Source organism: Cellulosimicrobium cellulans (assembly GCF_024124905.1).
Lineage (GTDB): Bacteria > Actinomycetota > Actinomycetes > Actinomycetales > Cellulomonadaceae > Cellulosimicrobium > Cellulosimicrobium cellulans_G.
In genome coordinates this window covers 836,208-856,110 of sequence record NZ_JAMXST010000001.1, presented here as the reverse complement: position 1 = coordinate 856,110, position 19,903 = coordinate 836,208, and the positions used below count along the sequence as shown (strand labels likewise).

The 19,903-nt window shown below is 74.1% G+C and carries 18 protein-coding genes; 12 read left to right on the top strand and 6 right to left on the bottom strand.

Features of this window, described 5'->3' with window-relative positions:
* The first annotated feature begins 96 nt into the window (after positions 1-96).
* From NHH00_RS03910 to NHH00_RS03860, 11 genes are all read left to right on the top strand, one after another.
* Entirely contained in the window at positions 97-1,194 is a 1,098-nt protein-coding gene (locus tag NHH00_RS03910; RefSeq protein ID WP_253050319.1) for a PhoH family protein, read from the top strand.
* Positions 1,191-1,643: an rRNA maturation RNase YbeY gene (ybeY, locus tag NHH00_RS03905; protein ID WP_087469283.1), complete on the top strand. Its 453-nt coding sequence runs from the start codon at positions 1,191-1,193 to the stop codon at positions 1,641-1,643. The genes NHH00_RS03910 and ybeY overlap by 4 nt, the downstream gene beginning before the upstream one ends.
* Positions 1,640-2,971 carry a hemolysin family protein gene (locus NHH00_RS03900; RefSeq protein ID WP_253050317.1) on the top strand — a complete coding sequence of 444 codons (1,332 nt, stop codon included), beginning with the start codon at positions 1,640-1,642 and terminating at the stop codon, positions 2,969-2,971. The genes ybeY and NHH00_RS03900 overlap by 4 nt, the downstream gene beginning before the upstream one ends.
* Positions 2,968-3,918, top strand: a complete 951-nt coding sequence (gene era / locus NHH00_RS03895; RefSeq protein ID WP_253050315.1) for a GTPase Era — start codon at positions 2,968-2,970, stop codon at positions 3,916-3,918. Before NHH00_RS03900 ends, era begins: the two co-directional genes overlap by 4 nt.
* A gap of 91 nt (positions 3,919-4,009) precedes the next feature.
* Entirely contained in the window at positions 4,010-5,605 is a 1,596-nt protein-coding gene (locus NHH00_RS03890) for an alpha/beta hydrolase family protein (protein WP_253050313.1), read from the top strand.
* Between the two features lie 45 nt (positions 5,606-5,650).
* A complete protein-coding gene (locus NHH00_RS03885; protein WP_253050311.1) occupies positions 5,651-7,249 on the top strand; it encodes an outer membrane protein assembly factor BamB family protein in 1,599 nt (532 codons plus the stop codon).
* 134 nt (positions 7,250-7,383) lie between these two features.
* Positions 7,384-9,540: a DUF7937 domain-containing protein gene (locus tag NHH00_RS03880; RefSeq protein WP_253050309.1), complete on the top strand. Its 2,157-nt coding sequence runs from the start codon at positions 7,384-7,386 to the stop codon at positions 9,538-9,540.
* A 286-nt stretch (positions 9,541-9,826) separates the two neighbouring features.
* Positions 9,827-11,608, top strand: a complete 1,782-nt coding sequence (gene leuA / locus NHH00_RS03875; protein ID WP_253050307.1) for a 2-isopropylmalate synthase — start codon at positions 9,827-9,829, stop codon at positions 11,606-11,608.
* Positions 11,609-11,778: 170 nt separating this feature from the next.
* A complete protein-coding gene (gene recO / locus NHH00_RS03870) occupies positions 11,779-12,591 on the top strand; it encodes a DNA repair protein RecO (RefSeq protein ID WP_253050305.1) in 813 nt (270 codons plus the stop codon).
* Complete coding sequence (locus tag NHH00_RS03865) at positions 12,591-13,382, top strand: isoprenyl transferase (RefSeq protein WP_253050303.1); 792 nt, start codon at positions 12,591-12,593, stop codon at positions 13,380-13,382. The genes recO and NHH00_RS03865 overlap by 1 nt, the downstream gene beginning before the upstream one ends.
* 75 nt (positions 13,383-13,457) lie before the next feature.
* Positions 13,458-13,835 (top strand): VOC family protein, encoded by a 378-nt coding sequence (locus NHH00_RS03860; RefSeq protein WP_253050301.1) that lies wholly within the window; start codon positions 13,458-13,460, stop codon positions 13,833-13,835.
* 23 nt (positions 13,836-13,858) lie between these two features.
* Here the strand turns inward: NHH00_RS03860 and NHH00_RS03855 are convergent, their stop codons facing one another.
* Genes NHH00_RS03855 through NHH00_RS03830 form a run of 6 tightly spaced genes read right to left on the bottom strand, consistent with a single transcriptional unit; the run spans position 13,859 to position 18,337 of the window.
* Positions 13,859-14,536, bottom strand: coding sequence for an alpha/beta fold hydrolase (locus tag NHH00_RS03855; RefSeq protein WP_253050299.1), 678 nt, complete (start codon positions 14,534-14,536; stop codon positions 13,859-13,861).
* A gap of 30 nt (positions 14,537-14,566) precedes the next feature.
* Positions 14,567-15,166 (bottom strand): DedA family protein, encoded by a 600-nt coding sequence (locus tag NHH00_RS03850; RefSeq protein WP_253050297.1) that lies wholly within the window; start codon positions 15,164-15,166, stop codon positions 14,567-14,569.
* Between the two features lie 3 nt (positions 15,167-15,169).
* The gene (locus NHH00_RS03845) at positions 15,170-15,559 is read right to left on the bottom strand and encodes a Fur family transcriptional regulator (protein WP_253050294.1); all 390 of its coding nucleotides are present in this window, start codon (positions 15,557-15,559) and stop codon (positions 15,170-15,172) included.
* Positions 15,556-16,524 (bottom strand): metal ABC transporter permease, encoded by a 969-nt coding sequence (locus NHH00_RS03840; protein WP_253050292.1) that lies wholly within the window; start codon positions 16,522-16,524, stop codon positions 15,556-15,558. The genes NHH00_RS03845 and NHH00_RS03840 overlap by 4 nt, the downstream gene beginning before the upstream one ends.
* Positions 16,521-17,351: a metal ABC transporter ATP-binding protein gene (locus tag NHH00_RS03835; protein ID WP_253050290.1), complete on the bottom strand. Its 831-nt coding sequence runs from the start codon at positions 17,349-17,351 to the stop codon at positions 16,521-16,523. The genes NHH00_RS03840 and NHH00_RS03835 overlap by 4 nt, the downstream gene beginning before the upstream one ends.
* Positions 17,348-18,337 (bottom strand): metal ABC transporter substrate-binding protein, encoded by a 990-nt coding sequence (locus tag NHH00_RS03830; protein WP_253050288.1) that lies wholly within the window; start codon positions 18,335-18,337, stop codon positions 17,348-17,350. The genes NHH00_RS03835 and NHH00_RS03830 overlap by 4 nt, the downstream gene beginning before the upstream one ends.
* Positions 18,338-18,498: 161 nt before the next feature.
* On the opposite strand from NHH00_RS03830, the gene NHH00_RS03825 reads away from it, so the two are divergent.
* Positions 18,499-19,896, top strand: coding sequence for a glycine--tRNA ligase (locus NHH00_RS03825; protein WP_237843107.1), 1,398 nt, complete (start codon positions 18,499-18,501; stop codon positions 19,894-19,896).
* Positions 19,897-19,903: the final 7 nt, after the last annotated feature.

The following is a 19,903-nucleotide window of genomic DNA, read 5'->3' as shown; positions in this document are numbered from 1 at the left end:
CCCCGGCGCGCTCGGTACGATGGAGGCGATCTGCGGGGCCGTGGCGGCCCCGGCCCCACCGTCCGACCGAAGGAGCGCAGCGGCGCAAGCCGGCTCATGACCTCTCTGTCCCGAGAACCCGACCCTCAGCCGCACCGGGTCGAGCACCGCATCGTCATCCCGACCCACGTGCCGATGGTCGCGCTCCTCGGCAGCCGAGACTCCGTGCTCCGGGCCGTCGAGGAGGGATTCCCCTCGGTCGACGTGCACGTGCGCGGCAACGAGATCGCGGTCTCCGGTCCCCCGGGGGACGTCGCGCTCGCCTCCCGCCTGCTCGACGAGCTCGTCGAGGTCGTGGAGGCCGGCACGCAGCTCACGGCGGACGTCGTCTCGCGCTCCATCTCGATGCTCACGGCCGCGACGGCGTCGCGCCCGGCCGAGGTGCTGACGCTCAACATCCTGTCGAGCCGCGGTCGCACGATCCGGCCCAAGACGGTCGGGCAGAAGCGCTACGTCGAGGCGATCGACGCCAGCACCATCACGTTCGGCATCGGGCCCGCGGGCACGGGCAAGACGTACCTCGCGATGGCCAAGGCCGTGCAGGCGCTCCAGTCCAAGCAGGTCAACCGGATCATCCTCACGCGCCCGGCGGTCGAGGCGGGGGAGCGGCTCGGGTTCCTGCCCGGCTCGCTCACGGAGAAGATCGACCCGTACCTGCGCCCGCTGTACGACGCGCTGCACGACATGATCGACCCCGACTCGATCCCCAAGCTCATCGAGGCGGGCACGATCGAGGTCGCGCCGCTGGCGTTCATGAGGGGTCGCTCGTTGAACGATTCCTTCATCATTCTCGACGAGGCGCAGAACACGACGACCGAGCAGATGAAGATGTTCCTCACGCGCCTCGGGTTCGGGTCGCGCATGGTCATCACGGGCGACGCGACGCAGGTGGACCTGCCCGGCGGCACCCAGTCCGGGCTGCGCGTGATCGAGGACGTCCTCACGGGCGTGGACGACGTCGAGTTCTGCCGCCTCACGTCGTCGGACGTGGTGCGCCACCGGCTCGTGAGCGAGATCATCGACGCGTACGCGCGGTGGGACCTCGCGTCCGGCACCGGGGCGCGACAGGGGACGGGCGGCGCACCGCGCCGCCGGGACGACGAGCGCCGCGGACGCCCCGCGGGCAGGGACCGACGGACGAGGGACGACGCGTGAGCATCGAGGTCAACAACGAGACCGAGGCCGAGGTCGACGAGGCCGAGTTCGCGGCGCTCGCGCGCTACGTGCTCGACGCGATGCGCGTGCACCCGCAGAGCGAGCTGTCGATCCTCTTCGTCGACACCGACGTCATGACCGAGCTGCACGTGCGCTGGATGGACGAGCCGGGACCGACGGACGTGCTCTCGTTCCCCATGGACGAGCTGCGTCCCGGTCGCGACGGCGAGGTGTCCGGCCCCGGCCAGCTCGGCGACGTCGTGCTGTGCCCGGAGGTCGCCGCGCAGCAGGCGGTGACCGCGGGGCACTCGACCGCGGAGGAGATGCTGCTGCTCACGACGCACGGCATCCTGCACCTGCTCGGCTACGACCACGCCGAGCCGGAGGAGGAGAAGGAGATGTTCGCGCTGCAGCGCAAGCTGCTCCTGACCTTCCTCGCCGGCCGGTGAGCGGCGAACCCGTCGCGCTCCTGGCGGTCCTGACCGTCCTCACGGTCGTGCTCGCCGCGGCGCTGAGCGCCGGCGAGGCGGCGGTCCTGCGCGTGACGCGCGCGGCGGTGAGCGAGGCCGCGCTCGGCGACGACCTGACGACCCCGCCGCGGCCGTCCGGGCGTCGCGCGCTGGCGCTGCTCGCGGACCCGGCCGCGACGGCCCGTTCCGTCGGGTTCGTGCGCGTCGTCGCCGAGGTCGCCGCGATCACGTGCCTCACGCTGCTCGTCGCGGCATGGCTGGAGCCGTGGTGGCAGGTCCTGCTCGTCGCGCTGGCGGTGAGCGTCGTCGTCGGCCTCCTCGTCGTGCGGGTCAGCCCGCGGTCGCTGGGCCGCCGGCACGCCGTCCGCGTCCTGCTCGCGCTCTCGGGGCTCCTCACGGGGATCGTCGCCGCGACCCGCTGGCTCACGCGCCTCGCGCCCGCCCCCGACTCGGGGGCGCACGAGCGCGAGCTCCAGGACATGGTGGACCGCGTGAACGAGTCCGACGTCATCGAGGAGGAGGAGCGCGAGCTCATCCGCTCCGTCTTCGAGCTGGGCAGCACCCTCACGCGCGAGGTCATGGTCCCGCGGACGGACATGGTCACGACCTCGCGGGACACGCCGCTGCGCAAGGCGCTGTCGCTGTTCCTGCGCTCGGGCTTCTCCCGCATCCCCGTGACCGGGACGTCCGCGGACGACCTCGTGGGCGTCGCCTACTTCAAGGACGTCGTGCGGGTGCTGCAGGGCGGCCCGGGGGCGGACGCCCGGCCGGTCGGCGACGTCGCGCGCGCCGCGATCTTCGTGCCCGAGTCCAAGCCCGTCGACGACCTCCTGCGCGAGATGCAGGCGTCGTCGTCGCACATCGCCATGGTCGTCGACGAGTACGGCGGCATCGCCGGGCTCGTGACGATCGAGGACGCGCTCGAGGAGATCGTCGGCGAGCTGACCGACGAGCACGACCGCCCCGAGCCCGAGGTCGAGGACATCGGCGAGGGCGTGCTGCGCGTGCCCGCGCGGCTCGGCGTGGACGAGCTCGGCGAGCTCTTCGGGCTCGACCTGGACGACGACGACGTGGACACCGTCGGCGGCCTGCTCGCCAAGGCCCTCGGCAAGGTCCCGCTGCCCGGCTCCGTCGCCGACGTGCACGGCCTGCGGATCGAGGCCGACCGGGTCGAGGGCCGGCGCAAGCAGCTCGCGACCGTCCTCGTGTCCCACGCCGCGGCCCCGACGCCGCCCGCGGCACCCCACGAGCCGGAGACCCCGGCCGACACCCGACCCTCCCTCCCGACCGTGAAGGACACCCCGTGAGCACGACCACCCCCGAGCACCGCTCCGGATTCGCCTGCCTGGTCGGGCGGCCCAACGCGGGCAAGTCGACCCTGACGAACGCGCTGGTCGGCCAGAAGGTCGCCATCACGTCCGGGCGGCCGCAGACGACCCGCCACACGATCCGCGGGATCGTGCACCGCCCCGACGCGCAGCTCGTCCTCGTCGACACCCCGGGCCTGCACCGGCCCCGCACGCTGCTCGGCGAACGCCTCAACGACCTCGTGCGCGAGACGCTGACGGAGGTCGACGTCATCGCGTTCTGCCTGCCCGCGGACCAGAAGATCGGGCCGGGCGACCGGTTCATCGCGAACGAGCTCGCCGAGCTCATGCGCGGGCGCCGCGGCACGCCCGTGGTCGCCGTCGTGACGAAGGCCGACCTCGTGGACCGCGGCACGCTCGCCGCGCACCTGCTCGCCGTGGACCGGCTGGGGGAGACCGCGGGCGGCTGGGCGGACATCGTGCCGGTCTCGGCGCAGGACGGCTACCAGGTGGACGTCCTCACCGACGTCCTGGTCTCGCACCTCCCCGCGGGGCCGGAGCTCTACCCGGGCGGCGAGCTCACCGACGAGCCCGAGGCGGTGATGGTCGCGGAGCTCGTGCGCGAGGCCGCGCTCGAGGGCGTGCGCGACGAGCTGCCGCACTCGCTCGCCGTCCAGGTCGAGGAGATCGTGCCCCGCGAGGGCAGCGGGGACGAGGCCACCGGCCGCCCGCCGCTGCTCGACGTGCGGGTCAACCTCTTCGTCGAGCGCGACTCGCAGAAGGCCATCGTCATCGGCCGGGGCGGCTCGCGGCTGCGCGAGGTCGGGACCCGCGCGCGGCACGGCATCGAGGCGCTGCTCGGCGCGCGCGTCTACCTCGACCTGCACGTGAAGGTCGCCAAGGACTGGCAGCGCGACCCCAAGCAGCTCCACCGGCTCGGGTTCTGAGGCGGGCCGCGCCCGGACGGGGGAGAGCCCCCGTCCGCGCGTCGGGGCGGCACCAGGGACCGGCGTCGTGGGTGCGACGTACGATTCCCCGGTGATCTTCCGGACCGCCGCGACCACCGCCGCGCTCGCGATCGTCCTCGCGATCGTCGGCGCGGTCACGGGACCGCAGTGGGACCCGGTGCCCGTGACCGAGCACCTGGAGCCCACGACGCCCGACACGACGATCGGGGGCCAGCCTCCCGGCGGCGCCGACCCCGTCGGCACGTACGACGTGCGCGAGACGGACGTGACGATCCGGCTCGACGGCGCGACGGTCGGGGGCATCCTGCGCGAGCCCGTCGACGCGGGCGACGACCTCCCGGGCGTGGTGTTCGTGCACGGCGCGGGCACGGGCCTGGCGACGGAGGCCTTCGTGGACGTCGCGGCCGACCTCGCGAGCGCCGGTGTCGTCACCCTCGTGCCGGACAAGCGCCTCGACACGTACACGACGCGTCACCGCGACTACGAGGCGATGGCGCGCGACTACGAGCGCTCCGTGGACCTGCTCCGGACGCGACCCGGGGTCGACCCGGACCAGGTCGGGCTGTACGGGGAGTCGGAGGGCACGTGGATCGTGCCCGTGATGGCCGTCGAGGACCCGACGATCGCGTTCTCCGTGCTCGTGTCCGCCCCGGTCGTGCCGCCGCGCCAGCAGGCCGCGTTCGCGGTCGACAGCTACCTGCGCAACACGGACGTCCCGCACGGGGTGTTCCGGGCGATCCCGCGCGCGGTCGGCATGGCGATCCCCGGGGGCGGCTTCGAGTACGCCGACTTCGACGTCGAGCCGTTCCTCGAGCGGCTCACCCAGCCCGTCCTCGTGGTCTACGGCACCGCGGACCCGTCGATGCCGGTCGAGCAGGGGGCGCGGCAGATCCTCGACGCGACGGGGCCGTCGTCGGCGTCGGGCGGCGCCGACGTGACCGTGCGGTTCTACGAGGACGCGAACCACGGGATCAAGATCGACGACGTGCTCGTCCCCGACTTCCCGCGCGACCTCGGCGCCTGGATCACGTCCCTCCCCGACAGCGCGACCGCGCAGCCCCAGGTCGCCGGGGCCGAGCCGAACCAGCAGTACCTCGCCGGTCCCGTCCCCACCCCGCGGTGGCTCGGCAACGGCGACCTCCTCGTCGGGCTCGTGCTCGGCGCGGTGGGTCTCCTCGTGCTCGGGCCGCTCGTCGGGCTCGCCGGAGGGCTCGTGCGCCGTCTGCGCCGCGTCGCGGGGCGCCCGAGCGCGCCCGCCGGTCTCGCGCCCGGCTTCCGCGCGCCGCTCGCCGGGCTCGGCGCGGGCGCCCTCGGGACGACGGTGGCCCTCGTGGTCTACCTCGTCGCCGTCGCCCGGCTCGCCCTGGACTACGAGAAGGACGCCTGGGTCGTGCAGGGCGGGTGGATCGGGGTGCGGCTCGTCGGGCTCGCGACGCTCGTCGCCGCGGCCCTCCTGATCAACCGCTCCGCCGAGGTCCGGACGGCCCGGCGCGCCGCGGCGGACCTCGCCGACGCGGCCGGCACGGGCGTCGAGGAGGGCCGGGCCGGGGCGCTGCGGGTCGCGCGGGGCCTGACGACGCGCGTCATGCTGTGGTGCGTCGTCGCGGGTGCGGCGATCCTCCTCGTGATCCTCGCGTACTGGGGCGTGTACCAGCTCGGCATCTGACCGCCCGCCCGGGCGCGGGCGCCTCCGCGTGCGTATCGTGGACAGGTGAGGCGCCGTCGGCTCGCGCAGGACCGGGCGGCTCGTGCCGGGCACGTCACCCACGAGCCGACGACGGACGGTGCCAGCGCGTCGGCGGGTGCCGTCAGCTTCGAGCTCCTGCCCCCCGAGCTGCGCACGGACGACCGCTTCGACGCCGTGTTCGACGGCGAGCCGGAGGCTGCGAGCGACGGCGACCGGTCGGGGCGCACGGCCCCGGGCACCCTCGGCGACGGGCGCCGTGGCCCGCACGCCCGGAGCGCCGGGACCGCCTCGCGACCCGCGACGGCCGCGGCGGGATCCGCCCGGACCGCGCGCGAGCGCGGACGGTCCCGGCGCAGCGACGGCACGGACGCACCGCGGCGCGCCTGGTACGCGCACCCCGTCCCGTGGGTCGCCGTCGCGGTCGCCGCCGCGTTCGCGGGCTCGGTCGCCTTCACCGCCTCGATGGAGGACGCGCGGCCCGTCGACGTCACCGCGCTCGCGGGCGGGCTGCGCCCCCTCGAGGCACCGCCCGAGCCGCGGTGGTCCGTGCCGGTCGCGCCGGGCTCCGAGGTCGTCCCGGCAGTGGGCGCCGTCGTCACGGTCGACGGCGCGCTCACGGCGCACTCGGTCGAGGACGGCTCGGTCCTCTGGCGGTCCGAGCGGCTCGGCGACCGGGCCACGTGCCTGCCGGCCCAGGGCGAGCCGGCCCGGGAGGTGGTGGTGTGCGCCGTGCCGTCCGGGTGGCGCGAGCAGGTCGCCCGGCTGGTCACCGTCCGGTCCGCGACGGGCGAGGTCGTCGGCGACCGGACCGTCGAGACCGCGGGCCGCCTGTCGGTCGTGCCCGTCGGCGCCGGCGACGTCGTGCGCGCGTGGTGGCGGGGCGGCGAGGTCGCGCTCGTGCGCGAGGACGCGGCGACCGGAGAGGTCCGCTGGGACCGGTCGCTCCCGCACGACGGGCTCGGGCGCGGGGGCGACGTCGTGCTCGACGTCCGCCGCGGGGTGGTCGACGTCCTGGCGCCGGGCGTCGCCGCGGCGCTCACGGAGGACGGCCGCTCGCTCGTCGAGGACGACGTGTGGACGATCGTGCGGCTCCAGGACGGCCGCTACGTCGGGAACGAGTACGGGCGCGGCACGGCGACCGTCTTCACGGCCGCGGGCGAGCCGGACTTCCGGATCAAGGGTCGCGTCCTCGAGGCACCCCTCTCGGACGGTTCCGCGCCCGGCGTGATCGTCACCAACACGTTCGGGAGCATCGTGGGGGTCGACGCGGCGACCGGCTCGGAGCTCTGGTCCCTCCCGGGCACCGGCCTGCGAGCCGTCGCGCGCGTCGACGGGCGCGTCGTCGTCCAGACGGACTCGGCGTACCGCAGCGTCGACGCGCGCACCGGCGAGGAGGCCTGGGCCGTGACCGTCGACGACAGCGGGCCCTGGCCGGTGCTCACGGACGGACGGTCGCTCTTCGTGACCGAGCGCGGCCGCGAGGGTCAGGGGCTCGTGTCGCTCGCGCTCGACGACGGGGCCGTCGAGTGGCGCTGGGCCCTGCCCGAGAACACGTACCACGTGGTCGCGGTCGAGGGCCGCCTCTTCCTGCTCGGCGCGGACCGGCTGACGGCCGTGTCCTGAGCCGTCCCGTCGTATCGGGGGTCCGCGCCGCGTGGGCGCTTGAAGACGCACGTGATGAACCGGTAGAAACGGTCGGGGCCCGTCGGGCCGGCGTGCGTGCGTACGGCACGGCGCGACAGCGTAGGGAGTGCACGATGACCAACCAGACAGAGCCGGCCGAGGACCCGCAGCCGCGCGCTGCGGGCACCGGGCCGACCACGGCGCCCGACGGCGTCGCGGTGGGTGACGGGGACTCCTCGGCCGAGCGCGCACCGGGTGGGGCGCCTGCGGAGCCGGGCGCGGGGGACGACGGCGGACAGGGCGGCGTCGAGGAGGCCGAGGCTCCCGCGGGGCCGGCCGCCACGGCCACCGCACCAGGTCCGGTCTCGCCCTTCGCCGGGATGCCCGTGAGCGACTACGTGCGTGACGGCGTCGCGGCCCTCCTGCTCCTCGTGTCCCTCGCACTGCCGTGGGACGCCGCGAGCCGCGCGTCCGACAAGATCGAGGTCGTCCTGCTGACGATCCTCTCCCTGCTCACCCTCGCGCTGCCGTACCTCGCCCGCACCGGGGTGCTGCCCGCGACGTGGACCGTGCACACGACGCGGAAGGTCCGTCTGCTCGCCAACGCCCCGTACGTCCTCCTCGTCGGCGTCTACCTCGTCGTCGACGTCGTCGGGGGCGGGGACTTCGGCGACGGCTGGGGCGGCGTCGGCTCCGCGGCCGCACTCGGGCTCGCGGGCGCGATCCTCGCGGCGCAGCCGCGCGAGAGCGAGCTCGGACCGCAGGACCAGGACCGCGCGGTCACGAACCGCTGGCTCCAGGCGCTCCTCGCGGGGGCCGCGGTCCTCGCGGTGACCGTCCTGCTCACGATCATCCTGACCGTCACGGGGACCCGCCTCGGCGGCGCGCTCCTCGTCCTGTTCGTGCTCGTCTCCGCGCTCTTCGTCCTCGCGCTCGTCGGCCTGCCGACGTACGGCACGTGGCGCCGGTCCGAGGCGGCGCGCCTCACGCTCGTCGGGCTGGGGGTCATCCTCGCGGTGGCGTTCGTGCTGGGCTCGGGCAACAACGGGCTCGTCACGATCGAGAGCACGCACCGCGGCCGGTTCGGGCTCGTGCTCGTCCCGGCGCTCGCCGCGATCGCCGCGGCGCCTGCGGTGCACCGCGCGATGACGGTGGCCGACCCCGTGAAGACCTGGGTGCGCGTCGCCGTGAACGCCCTCGACCTCGCGCTCGTCGTCGCCGGGTACGTCGCCGTGAGCGCCGTGCTCACGCTGGCCGAGGGCGCTCGCGGCGTGCCGGTCGTGCTCGCCGTCGTGGTGGGCGTGCTCGCGGCGGCCGTCGCGTTCGTCGCGCGCCGCTCGCTCGCCCGCGACGCGACGACCGGCCGGCCGCTCGCCCTCGGTGGCGCCGGTGTCGTCGCGCTGCTGGGCATCGTCCTGCTCGTCGTGACGTCCAACCGGGTCGTGCTCGGCGGTGGCGTCGAGCACGTGCTCCTCGCGTTCGGGCTCCCGCTGCTCGTCGTCGGTGCCCTGACGGTCCCGCGCGAGGTGCGCGCGTACTTCGCCGAGCACCGTCCGGTCCCGGCCGCTGCCGCCGGGGCGGCGGCGCAGGCGTACGTCTGGCAGCCGCCCGCGCCCAAGCCGGTCCGGCAGGCGCCCGTCGCGCCGTCCGGACCCGCGGCGGCGCAGCCGCCGGCCGGTTCCTACCCCGGGGCGCCGCACGGTGGTGCGGCGTACCCGGTGGCTGCGCAGACCGGTCCGGTCGCCGCGCAGCAGCCGGACCAGGGCCGCTGGGCGCCTGCAGGCGGCGACGCCACCGAGGTCCTCCCGGTCCAGCAGGTCGAGCCCGAGCGCAGCGGGTACGCGGCACGCCCGGGGCTCGACCCCGACCAGGGCCCCGCGACCGCCGTCATGCCGGCGTACCAGGAGGGCCAGCCGGGCACCGGCCCGCAGCCGACCGCGCAGCCCGGCGCCGGGTCGCCCGCGCAGGGCCACCAGGGGTATGGCCAGCAGGGATACCCCCAGCCGGGCTACCAGCAGCAGCCGCAGCAGGGCTACGGCGGTGGCTACGGGCAGCAGCCCACGGCGCAGCCGCAGCAGTCGTACTCCCCGCCCGCCCAGGTCCCGGGCTTCACGGCCGCCCAGGCGCTCGACCCGAGCACGCCGCTCGAGGTCCTCGCGCAGATCGTCCAGGACGCGCCGCACCTGCGTCCCCAGGTGGCGGCGAACCCGTCCACGTACCCGGCGCTGCTGGAGTGGCTCGGCAACCTCGGCGACCCCGCCGTCGACGCCGCGCTGCGCTCGCGCCGCTGACCGAGCGACGACGCCCGGTCGCCCTCCCTCGGAGGCGGCCGGGCGTCGTCGTGCCACCCGGCGAGAGGGACGGGCGGGGCCGAGCCCCGGACCTCCGCGGCCCGCGCGTGCGACGTGCCCGAGGAACGGACGTCCGCGGGGCACGGACCGCGGAGGAGTACAGTGGCGTCGTGCACCTAATGCGGCAGCTCCTCCTTCGTTGCCGCGGCGAGGCTCTCTAGCCGGTCCCTCGTCGCGGTGGTCGGTGTGCCGGCTGACACCCATCAGACGACCCGAAGGACCCACGATGAACGCCTCAGCCCCCTCCTCGACGCCGACCGCCACGGACGCGAACCCGCAGCAGCCGTCGGGCATGCCGATCCACAAGTACCTGCCGTTCCACCGGCAGATCGACGTGTCGGTGCCCGACCGCACGTGGCCCGACAAGCGCATCGAGACCGCCCCCCGCTGGTGCGCGGTGGACCTGCGCGACGGCAACCAGGCCCTCATCGAGCCCATGAACGCGGAGCGCAAGCTGCGCATGTTCGAGCTGCTCGTCGAGATGGGCTACAAGGAGATCGAGGTCGGCTTCCCGTCTGCCTCGCAGACCGACTTCGACTTCGTCCGGATGCTCATCGAGGAGGACCGCATCCCCGACGACGTCGTCATCCAGGTCCTGACGCAGTCGCGCGAGCACCTCATCGCCCGCACCTACGAGGCGATCAAGGGCGCGAAGCAGGCGATCGTCCACCTGTACAACTCGACGTCTGTGCTCCAGCGCGAGGTCGTGTTCCGCTCCGACCCCGAGGGCATCATCGCGATCGCCGTCGACGGCGCGCGGCTGTGCAAGAAGTTCGAGGAGACGGTCCCCGAGACCACGGTCTACTACGAGTACTCGCCCGAGTCGTACACGGGGACCGAGCTCGAGTTCGCCGCCCGCATCTGCAACGAGGTGCTCGACGTCTTCGAGCCCCGCCCGGACCGCAAGGTCATCATCAACCTGCCCGCGACGGTCGAGATGGCGACGCCCAACGTCTACGCCGACTCGATCGAGTGGATGAACCGGCACCTGAACCACCGCGAGAACGTCGTCCTGTCGCTGCACCCGCACAACGACCGCGGCACCGCGGTCGCCGCGGCCGAGCTGGGCTACCAGGCGGGCGCCGACCGCATCGAGGGCTGCCTGTTCGGCAACGGCGAGCGCACCGGCAACGTGTGCCTCGTGACGCTGGGGATGAACCTGTTCAGCCAGGGCATCGACCCGCAGATCGACTTCTCCGACATCGACCACGTGCGCCGCACCGTCGAGTACTGCAACCAGCTCGGCGTGCCCGAGCGCCACCCCTACGCCGGCGACCTCGTCTTCACGGCGTTCTCCGGCTCGCACCAGGACGCCATCAAGAAGGGCTTCGACGCGATGGCCGCCCACGCGGAGGCCGAGGGCAGGACGGTCGACGACCTCGTCTGGGCCGTCCCGTACCTGCCGATCGACCCCAAGGACGTCGGCCGCTCCTACGAGGCCGTCATCCGCGTCAACTCGCAGTCCGGCAAGGGCGGCATCTCCTACCTGCTGAGGTCGGAGCGCCACCTCGACCTGCCGCGGCGCCTGCAGATCGAGTTCAGCCAGGCGGTGCAGCACCACACCGACCAGCAGGGCACCGAGGTCACGGGCGACGACATCTGGCGGATCTTCTCCGACGAGTACCTGCCCGTCGAGCCCGACTCCGGCCTGGAGCCGTGGGGTCGGCTCAAGCTGCGCTCCACGCGCGCGTCGTCGAGCGAGGACGGTCCGGACACCCTGAGCGTCGACGTGCTCGACCGCGGCGAGGAGCTGACGCTCGAAGGCACGGGCAACGGCCCGGTCGCGGCGTTCGTCGACGCGATCGCGCAGGTGGGCGTCGACGTCCGCGTGCTCGACTACGCCGAGCACGCCCTGTCCGAGGGCGGCGACGCGCTCGCCGCCGCCTACGTCGAGTGCCAGGTGGGCGACGACGTCCTGTGGGGCGTCGGGATCGATCCGTCGATCACGACCGCCTCGCTCAAGGCCATCGTGTCCGCGGTGAACCGCGCGGAGCGCACCGCCTCCTGAGACGCAACGCAGCCCCCGCCCGACCCGTCGGGTGGGGGCTGCGTCGTGCTGACGAAAAGCGAGAAGTCGCCCCCGCCGGCAGCCTGGGAGGGGCACCTTCTCGCATCTCACGACCGGGGGCCCGGTGTGGGTCGGCACGGGGCGTGGGTGGGATGGCGGACAATAGGGGCGTGGTGCTGTACCGAGACGACGCGATCGTGCTGCGCGCCCAGAAGCTGGGCGAGGCGGACCGCATCGTCACCCTCCTGACGCGCGAGCACGGGAAGGTGCGCGCCGTCGGCAAGGGCGTGCGTCGCACGTCGTCCCGGTTCGGGGCGCGGCTGGAGCCGTTCATGGTCGTCGACGTCCAGCTCTACGCGGGGCGGTCCCTGGACACGGTGACGCAGGCGGAGACGATCGGCCCGTACGCGCGGCGGATCTGCGAGGACTACGGTCTGTACACGGCGGGCGCCGTGATGCTCGAGACCGCGGAGCGGCTCGTCGCCGACGAGAGAGAACCCGCCGTGCAGCAGTACTGGCTGCTCGCGGGGGCGCTCCGGGCGCTGTCCGAGCAGACGCACGCCCCCGGCCTGGTGCTGGACTCCTACCTCCTGCGCGCGCTCGCCGTCGCCGGCTGGGCGCCGTCGTTCGAGGACTGCGCACGGTGCGGCGAGCCGGGCCCCCACCACGCGTTCGCCGTCGCGCAGGGGGGCGCGGTGTGCTCGCGCTGTCGTCCGCCCGGGTCGACGGCACCCGCCCCCCAGACCTTCGCCCTCCTCGCCGCGCTGCTCGCGGGGGAGTGGGAGACTGCCGACGCCTCGGACGCGCGGCACCGCAAGGAAGCGAGCGGCCTCGTGGCCGCCTACAGCCAATACCACCTGGAGAGAACGTTGCGATCACTGCGCATGGTCGAGCGGGACGCGCCCGCCGCCCCGTCTGCCGCCTCGCCCGCGGGGCCGGTCGGCGTCGTCGCCGACCGCCGGGGTGCGGGGGCGGACGCCTGATGGCGAAGCGGACCTACGCGGCGCCGTTCCCGCACCCGAGCGGTGCGCGGCCCCCGGCGATCCCGGCGCAGTTCGTGCCGAACCACGTGGCCGTCGTCATGGACGGCAACGGCCGCTGGGCCAACGCGCGCGGGCTGCCGCGCACCGCGGGCCACGAGGCCGGCGAGGCGGCGCTGCTGGACGTCGTCGCGGGGGCGATCGAGATCGGCGTCAAGCACGTGTCGGCGTACGCGTTCTCGACGGAGAACTGGAAGCGCTCGCCCGACGAGGTGCGGTTCCTCATGGGCTTCAACCGCGACGTCATCCGGCGACGTCGTGACGAGATGGACTCGTGGGGAGTCCGCGTGCGCTGGGCAGGGCGTCGTCCTCGCCTCTGGGCGTCGGTGATCAAGGAGCTCGAGGTCGCGGAGGAGCAGACGAAGGAGAACGACGTCTGCACCCTGACGATGTGCGTCAACTACGGCGGGCGCGCGGAGATCGCCGACGCCGCGGCCGCCATCGCGCGCGAGGTCGCCGCGGGGCGGCTCGACCCCGGCAAGGTCACCGAGCGGACGATCCAGCAGCACCTCGACGAGCCCGACCTGCCGGACGTCGACCTCTTCCTGCGCAGCTCGGGCGAGCAGCGCACGTCCAACTTCATGATCTGGCAGGCCGCCTACGCGGAGCTCGTGTTCCTCCCCGAGCCGTGGCCCGATGTCGACCGCCGGTCGCTGTGGCGCGCGGTCGAGGAGTACGCGCGGCGCGACCGTCGCTACGGCGGTGCGGTGGACGCGGTGGGCGGCACGGTCTGACGTCGTGCGCTCGCCGTGCGGGGCGCGCCGGTCGTCGTCGGGACGCCGTGGGCGCCGGCCGGTAGCGTGCGCGGCATGGCTCTGAGCATCGGCATGGTGACCGTCGACTCCACCGACCCGCGACCGCTCGCGCACTGGTGGGCGCGCCAGCTCGGCGGGCGGGTCGTCGACGAGTCGGACGGATGGTTCCTCGAGGTCGTGCCCGCCGAGGGGGTGACCGCACCCGTCCTCGGCTTCCAGCGCGTCGAGGACCCGACCCCCGGCAAGAACCGCCTGCACCTCGACCTCGGCGCGTCCGACCGCGAGGCGGACGTCGCCGCGCTCGTGGCGGACGGCGCGACGTTCGTCGCGGAGCACACGGTCCCGGGCTACCGCTGGGCCGTGCTCGCGGACCCGCAGGGCAACCAGTTCTGCGTCGGCGCGGCCGACGGCTCCGCGACGACGGTCGGCTGAGGCGCCGGGGGACGTCCGGTCCGTCAGCCGGCGAGCACGTCGAGCCGGGCGGCGAGCTCGACCGGTCGGCTGAGCGCCACGAGGTGCCCGCCGGGCAGCGTCTCGACGTCGGCGCCCAGGCGCTCGCGCGCGACGGCGCGCTGGAAGGCCACGGGGAAGAGGCGGTCGTCGTCACCCTGGAGCACGACCGTGGGCGCTGTCGGCCAGGCGCGGGCCGGCCAGGGCTCGGCGAACGAGCGTTCGGACGGCTGCCGGTCGCTGCGCTGCACGGCGGCCGCGACCGCCTCGGGCACGTCGTGGAGGAAGTCGTCCACGGGGTCGAACGGCCCGAGGCCCGTCGCGGCACGGCGCGCTGCGTGGTCCGTCGCGCGCCACCAGTCGGCGCCCGACTCGCCCGGCAGCGGGATCATCGGGTTGAGCAGCACGAGCAGGCGGACCGGATCGCGCTCGCACACGAGCGGGCCCACGTACGCGCCCATGGACTGGGCCACGACGACGAGGTCGTCCCGCTCGGCGGGTCCGGCCGCGCGGTGCAGGGTCTCGACGGCGACGTCGGTGAGGTCGGCCCAGCCGTAGGCCTCGTCGTGCTGGGGCAGGTCGACGGGGACCGGGAGGTGACCGAGCCGGGCGAGCTCGGGCGCGAGCAGGTCCCAGTACGCGGGGTCGCCGCCGGCGCCGGGCAGCAGGAGGAACGTGGTCATGCCCGTTCGGACGGTCGGGCGCGCGTCATCTCATCGGTCGAGGCGCGGCGCGTCCTGCGTGTCCTGGACGCGGGGGTCGAGGACGAGACCGTCTCCCTCGAGGGCGGCGATCGCACCCGCCGGAGCGACGGTCTCCCGGGCGGCGCGGCGTCGAACCATGACGACCACCCCGACGGCCACGCCGACGACCAGCAGGACCAGGGCCGCGACGCCCCACGGCGACCCGGTCGCCGCGGCGAAGGCGGCCGTCCACACGGCCCAGCCGACGGTCGCGTAGATGGTCGCGTGGACCGCGCACCCGAGCGTCATCGCGGCGAGGTAGCGGCCGAACGGCATCCGGACGACCCCCGCGGCGGCGTTCACGACGGTCTTGGTCCCGGTCGCGAGGAAGGACACGGGGACGGCGAGGACGCCCCAGCGGCGGACGGTCTCGATCCCGCGCGCCGCCGAGCGTCCGGACAGCCAGGCGTGGACGCGCGCGACCCACGGCTTCACGGGCCGCGTGCGGTCGAGCGTCCACGTCGTGACGAGTCGCGCGATCCAGTACGTCGCCTGCGTCCGCACGAACGCGATCGCGAAGAAGAACGCGAAGAGCGCGGCGAACGGGGCGCCGTCCAGCGCGTCGGGCACGGCTCAGTCCCGCGCGGAGGCGCGTGCGCACCCCGCGCACGTGCCGAACAGCTCGATCGTGTGCTGGATGTCGACGAACCCGTGCGACGTGCCCACCTGGTTGGCCCACGTCTCGACGGTCGGGCCGTCGATCTCGACCGTGCGGCCGCACGTGCGGCACACGAGGTGGTGGTGGTGCTCGCGGCGCTCGCACCGGCGGTAGAGGTTCTCCCCCTCCTCGGTGCGCAGCACGTCGACGTCGCCGCCGTCCGCGAGGCTCTGGAGCGTGCGGTAGACGGTCGCGAGCCCCACGTTGTCCCCGCGGGTGCGCAGGATCTCGTGGAGCTGCTGGGCGCTGCGGAAGTCGTCGAGGTCCTCGAGAGCGTCCGAGACGGCGGCGCGCTGCCGGGTCATGCGCTGCACGTGTCACCTCCGGGTGTGCGGTTCGACGCCCCCGAGGGTACGAGGTCGAGCTCGACGTCGTCGGGGATGTCCGGGTGCGGGTCGCGCGCCACGCGCGGGCGTCGGCGGACCCACAGCGGCCGCAGGACGGCGACGAGCAGGTAGGTCGCGATCGCGAGGACCACGATGGTCGCACCCGGCGAGACGTTGTTCCAGTAGGTGAAGGACAGCCCCACGACGCACACGACCACGCCGACGACCGACGCGACGAGCATCGTCCGGCGGAACGAGCGCGTGACGAGCTGCGCGACCGCGACGGGCACGATCATCAGCGCGCTCACGAGCAGCAGCCCGACGACCCGCATCGACACCGTCACGGTGAGCGCGGCGACGACGGCGACGGCGATGTTGAGCGTGCGCACGGGCAGGCCCGACGCGCGCGCGAACTCCTCGTCGTGGCTCACGGAGAACAGCGCGGCGCGCAACCCGACCCCGACGAGCAGGATCACCGCGCTGAGCACGACGGTGAGGACGAGGTCCGACGCCGTGACGGTCGAGATGGAGCCGAAGAGGTACTGCATGAGGCTCCCGGACGAGCCGCCCGCGAGGCCGATGAGCAGGACGCCGCCCGCGATGCCGCCGTAGAAGAGCAGCGCGAGCGCGAGGTCGCCGCTCGTGCGGCCGCGCTCGCGCACGACCTCGATGGCGACCGCACCGAGCACGGCGGCGACCACCGCGCCGGGGATCGCGAGCGCGTCGTTCGGGACGACGCCCATCGCGGCCCCGACGAGCCACCCGAGCGCGACGCCGGTGAGGGCGACGTGCCCGATGCCGTCGCCGAGGAGCGAGAGCTTGCGCTGCACGAGGTACGTGCCCACCACGGGCGCGCTGACGCCGACCAGGAGCGCGGCGAGGAGGGCGCGCTGCATGAGCGGGTCGGTGAGCATGAGGGAGATCTCGGAGAACAGCGTGGTCATGAGGCCGTCCTGGGTGCGTGACCCGCGGCGAGGTCGGGGTTCAGGGTGTCGGTGAGGCCCGTCTCCGGACCGGCGGTGCGGTTGTCGGTGTCCGCGGGCTCGTGCGGGTGGAGGTGCTGGTGCGTGGCGCCCGCGTGGGTCGACGACGCGCGGGGCGGGGCGCCGTCGTGCACGACGCGGCCGTGCCGCAGCACGACGGCGCGCTCGATGAGCGGGGCGAGCGCGCCGAGCTCGTGGAGGACGACGAGCACCGTGAGCCCGTCGCCGACGAGCCGCGTCATGGTCGCGGCGAACGACTCCTGGCTGGGCTTGTCCACGCCGGCGACGGGCTCGTCGAGGACGAGGAGGTCGGGCCGGCGGACCAGGGCGCGCGCGATGAGCACGCGCTGCTGCTGGCCGCCCGACAGCTCGGCGGTGGAGTCGTCCGCGCGGTCGGCGAGCCCGACGAGGTCGAGCGCCTCGACCGTGCGCGCACGCCAGCCGCGGGGGAGCCGGAGGCGGCCGCCGCCGAGGAGCCCGGAGGCGACGACCTCGGACGCCGTGGACGGCATGCCCGACGGCGCGGCGACGCGCTGCGGCACGTAGCCCAGACGTTGCCAGGGCAGGCGAGGACCGAGCGGCGCGCCGAACAGGTCGACGGAGCCGCGGGACAGCGGGACGATCCCGACGAGCGCCCGCACGAGCGTCGACTTGCCCGACCCGTTGGCACCGAGGACCGCGACGACCTCGCCGGCGCCGACGGTCAGGTCGATCCCGCGCAGGATCTCGCTCCCGCCGAGGGTCACGTGGACGTCGCGCGCGGCGACGAGCTCTGCCGCGCCCGTCATGAGCAGGCGAGGCCGGAGGTGAGCGCCTCGAGGTTGGACTCCATGACCTCACGGTAGTCCGTCGCACCGTCGGCGAGGCTCTCGATCGGGTCGAGGAGGGCGGTCTGCACGCCGAGGTCGTCGGCGAGCGTCTGGGTCACCTTGGGGCTCACGAGCGTCTCGAAGAAGATCGTGGTCACGCCGTTCTCGCGGACGATCTCGCCGACCTCGCGCAGGCGCGCGGGCGACGGCTCGGCCTCGGGGTCGATGCCCGAGACGCCCACCTGGTGCAGGTCGTAGCGCTCCGCCAGGTACCCGAACGCCTCGTGCGACGTCACGAGCGTCGCCCCCGAGCACGGCGCGAGCGCCTCGGCGAGCTCGGTGTCGAGGTCGTCGAGGTCGGCGGTGAGGGCGGCGGCTCCGGCGGCGTAGTCGTCCGCGTGGTCGGGGTCGATCGCGGAGAGCTCGTCGGCGACGGCGTCGCCGACGGCGGCGAGGCGCGTCGGGTCGAGCCAGAAGTGCGGGTCGGTCGCGCCGTGGTCGTGGCCGTCGCCGGACTCGTCCGCGTGCTCGGCGTGCTCTTCCGCGCTCTCGTCGGCGTGCTCGCCCTCGCCACCGGGGTGCTCCTCGAGCCCGGCGGACTCGGCGGCGTCCACGACGTGCTCCGGGGCGCGCTGCTCGATGCCCTCGTCGACGGCGGGCTGGAAGCCGGAGAGGTAGACGACGAGGTCGGCGTCGCCGATCGCACGCACCTGGGCGGGCGCGAGCTCGAGGTCGTGCGGCTCGGCCGCGGGCGGGGTGAGGTTGGAGACGTCGACGTGCTCGCCGCCGACCTGCTCGACGACGTACTGGAGCGGGTAGAACGACGCGAGCACCTGGAGGCGCCCGTCGTCGCTGCCGCCGGCGCCGGGGGAGTCGCCGGGGGAGCACGCCGCGACGAGCGCGGCCGTGGCGAGGGCGGCGGTGGTGGCGAGGGCGCGACGGCGCCGAGCGGGGGAGCGGTGCATGACCACCAGTGTCCGCCTTCTTGAGAATGAATGTCAAAACCGATCCCGGTGAGGCCGGTCACGGCCGGGTACGCTGGTCGGTCGGCGCCCGTGCGGGCGCCGCCCACCCGTCCAGCCCCCACGAGCCACGTGCGGGGCCGTGAGCACCAGGAGTGATGTCCGTGGCCGCAGCGCCCTCACCCACCGCCCGTCTCGACGCCGTCGTCTCCCTCGCCAAGCGGCGTGGGTTCGTCTTCCCCTCGGGCGAGATCTACGGCGGTACCCGCTCCGCCTGGGACTACGGGCCGCTCGGCACCGAGCTCAAGGAGAACATCAAGAAGCAGTGGTGGCGCGCCATGGTCACCAGCCGCGACGACGTCGTCGGCCTCGACTCGTCCGTCATCCTCCCGCGGCAGGTGTGGGTGGCCTCGGGCCACGTCGGCGTCTTCACCGACCCGCTCACGGAGTGCCTGCACTGCCACAAGCGGTTCCGTGAGGACCAGATGATCGAGGAGTTCGAGGAGAAGAAGGGCCGCGCTCCCGAGGGCGGCCTCGCCGAGATCGTGTGCCCCAACTGCGGCACGCGCGGGCAGTGGACCGAGCCCCGCGACTTCAACATGATGCTCAAGACCTACCTCGGCCCGGTCGAGGACGAGTCCGGTCTGCACTACCTGCGCCCCGAGACGGCGCAGGGCATCTTCGTGAACTTCGCCAACGTCATGGGCGCGAGCCGCAAGAAGCCGCCGTTCGGCATCGGCCAGATCGGCAAGTCGTTCCGCAACGAGATCACGCCCGGCAACTTCATCTTCCGCACGCGCGAGTTCGAGCAGATGGAGATGGAGTTCTTCGTCGAGCCCGGCACGGACGCCGAGTGGCACCAGTACTGGATCGACACGCGCACCGACTGGTACGTCGACCTCGGCATCGCGCGCGACAACCTGCGCCTGTACGAGCACCCGCAGGAGAAGCTCTCGCACTACTCGACCCGCACGGTCGACATCGAGTACCGGTTCGGCTTCTCCGGCTCGGAGTGGGGCGAGCTCGAGGGCATCGCGAACCGCACGGACTTCGACCTCAAGACCCACGCCGAGCACTCGGGCAAGGACCTGTCGTACTTCGACCAGACCAAGAACGAGCGCTGGGTCCCCTACGTCATCGAGCCGGCGGCGGGTCTCACCCGCTCGCTCATGGCGTTCCTCGTCGAGGCGTACACCGAGGACGAGGCGCCGAACGCGAAGGGCGGCGTGGACACGCGCACCGTCCTGCGCCTCGACCACCGCCTCGCGCCGGTCAAGGCCGCCGTGCTCCCGCTGAGCCGCAACGAGCAGCTCTCGCCCAAGGCGAAGGATCTCGCGACGGAGCTCCGCAAGTACTGGAACGTCGACTTCGACGACGCCGGCGCCATCGGCCGCCGGTACCGCCGTCAGGACGAGATCGGCACGCCGTTCTGCATCACCGTCGACTTCGACACGCTCGACGACCAGGCCGTGACGATCCGGCACCGCGACTCGATGGCCCAGGAGCGCGTGGCGCTCGACAAGGTCACCGAGTACCTCGCCGGGCACCTGCTCGGCGCCTGACCGTCCG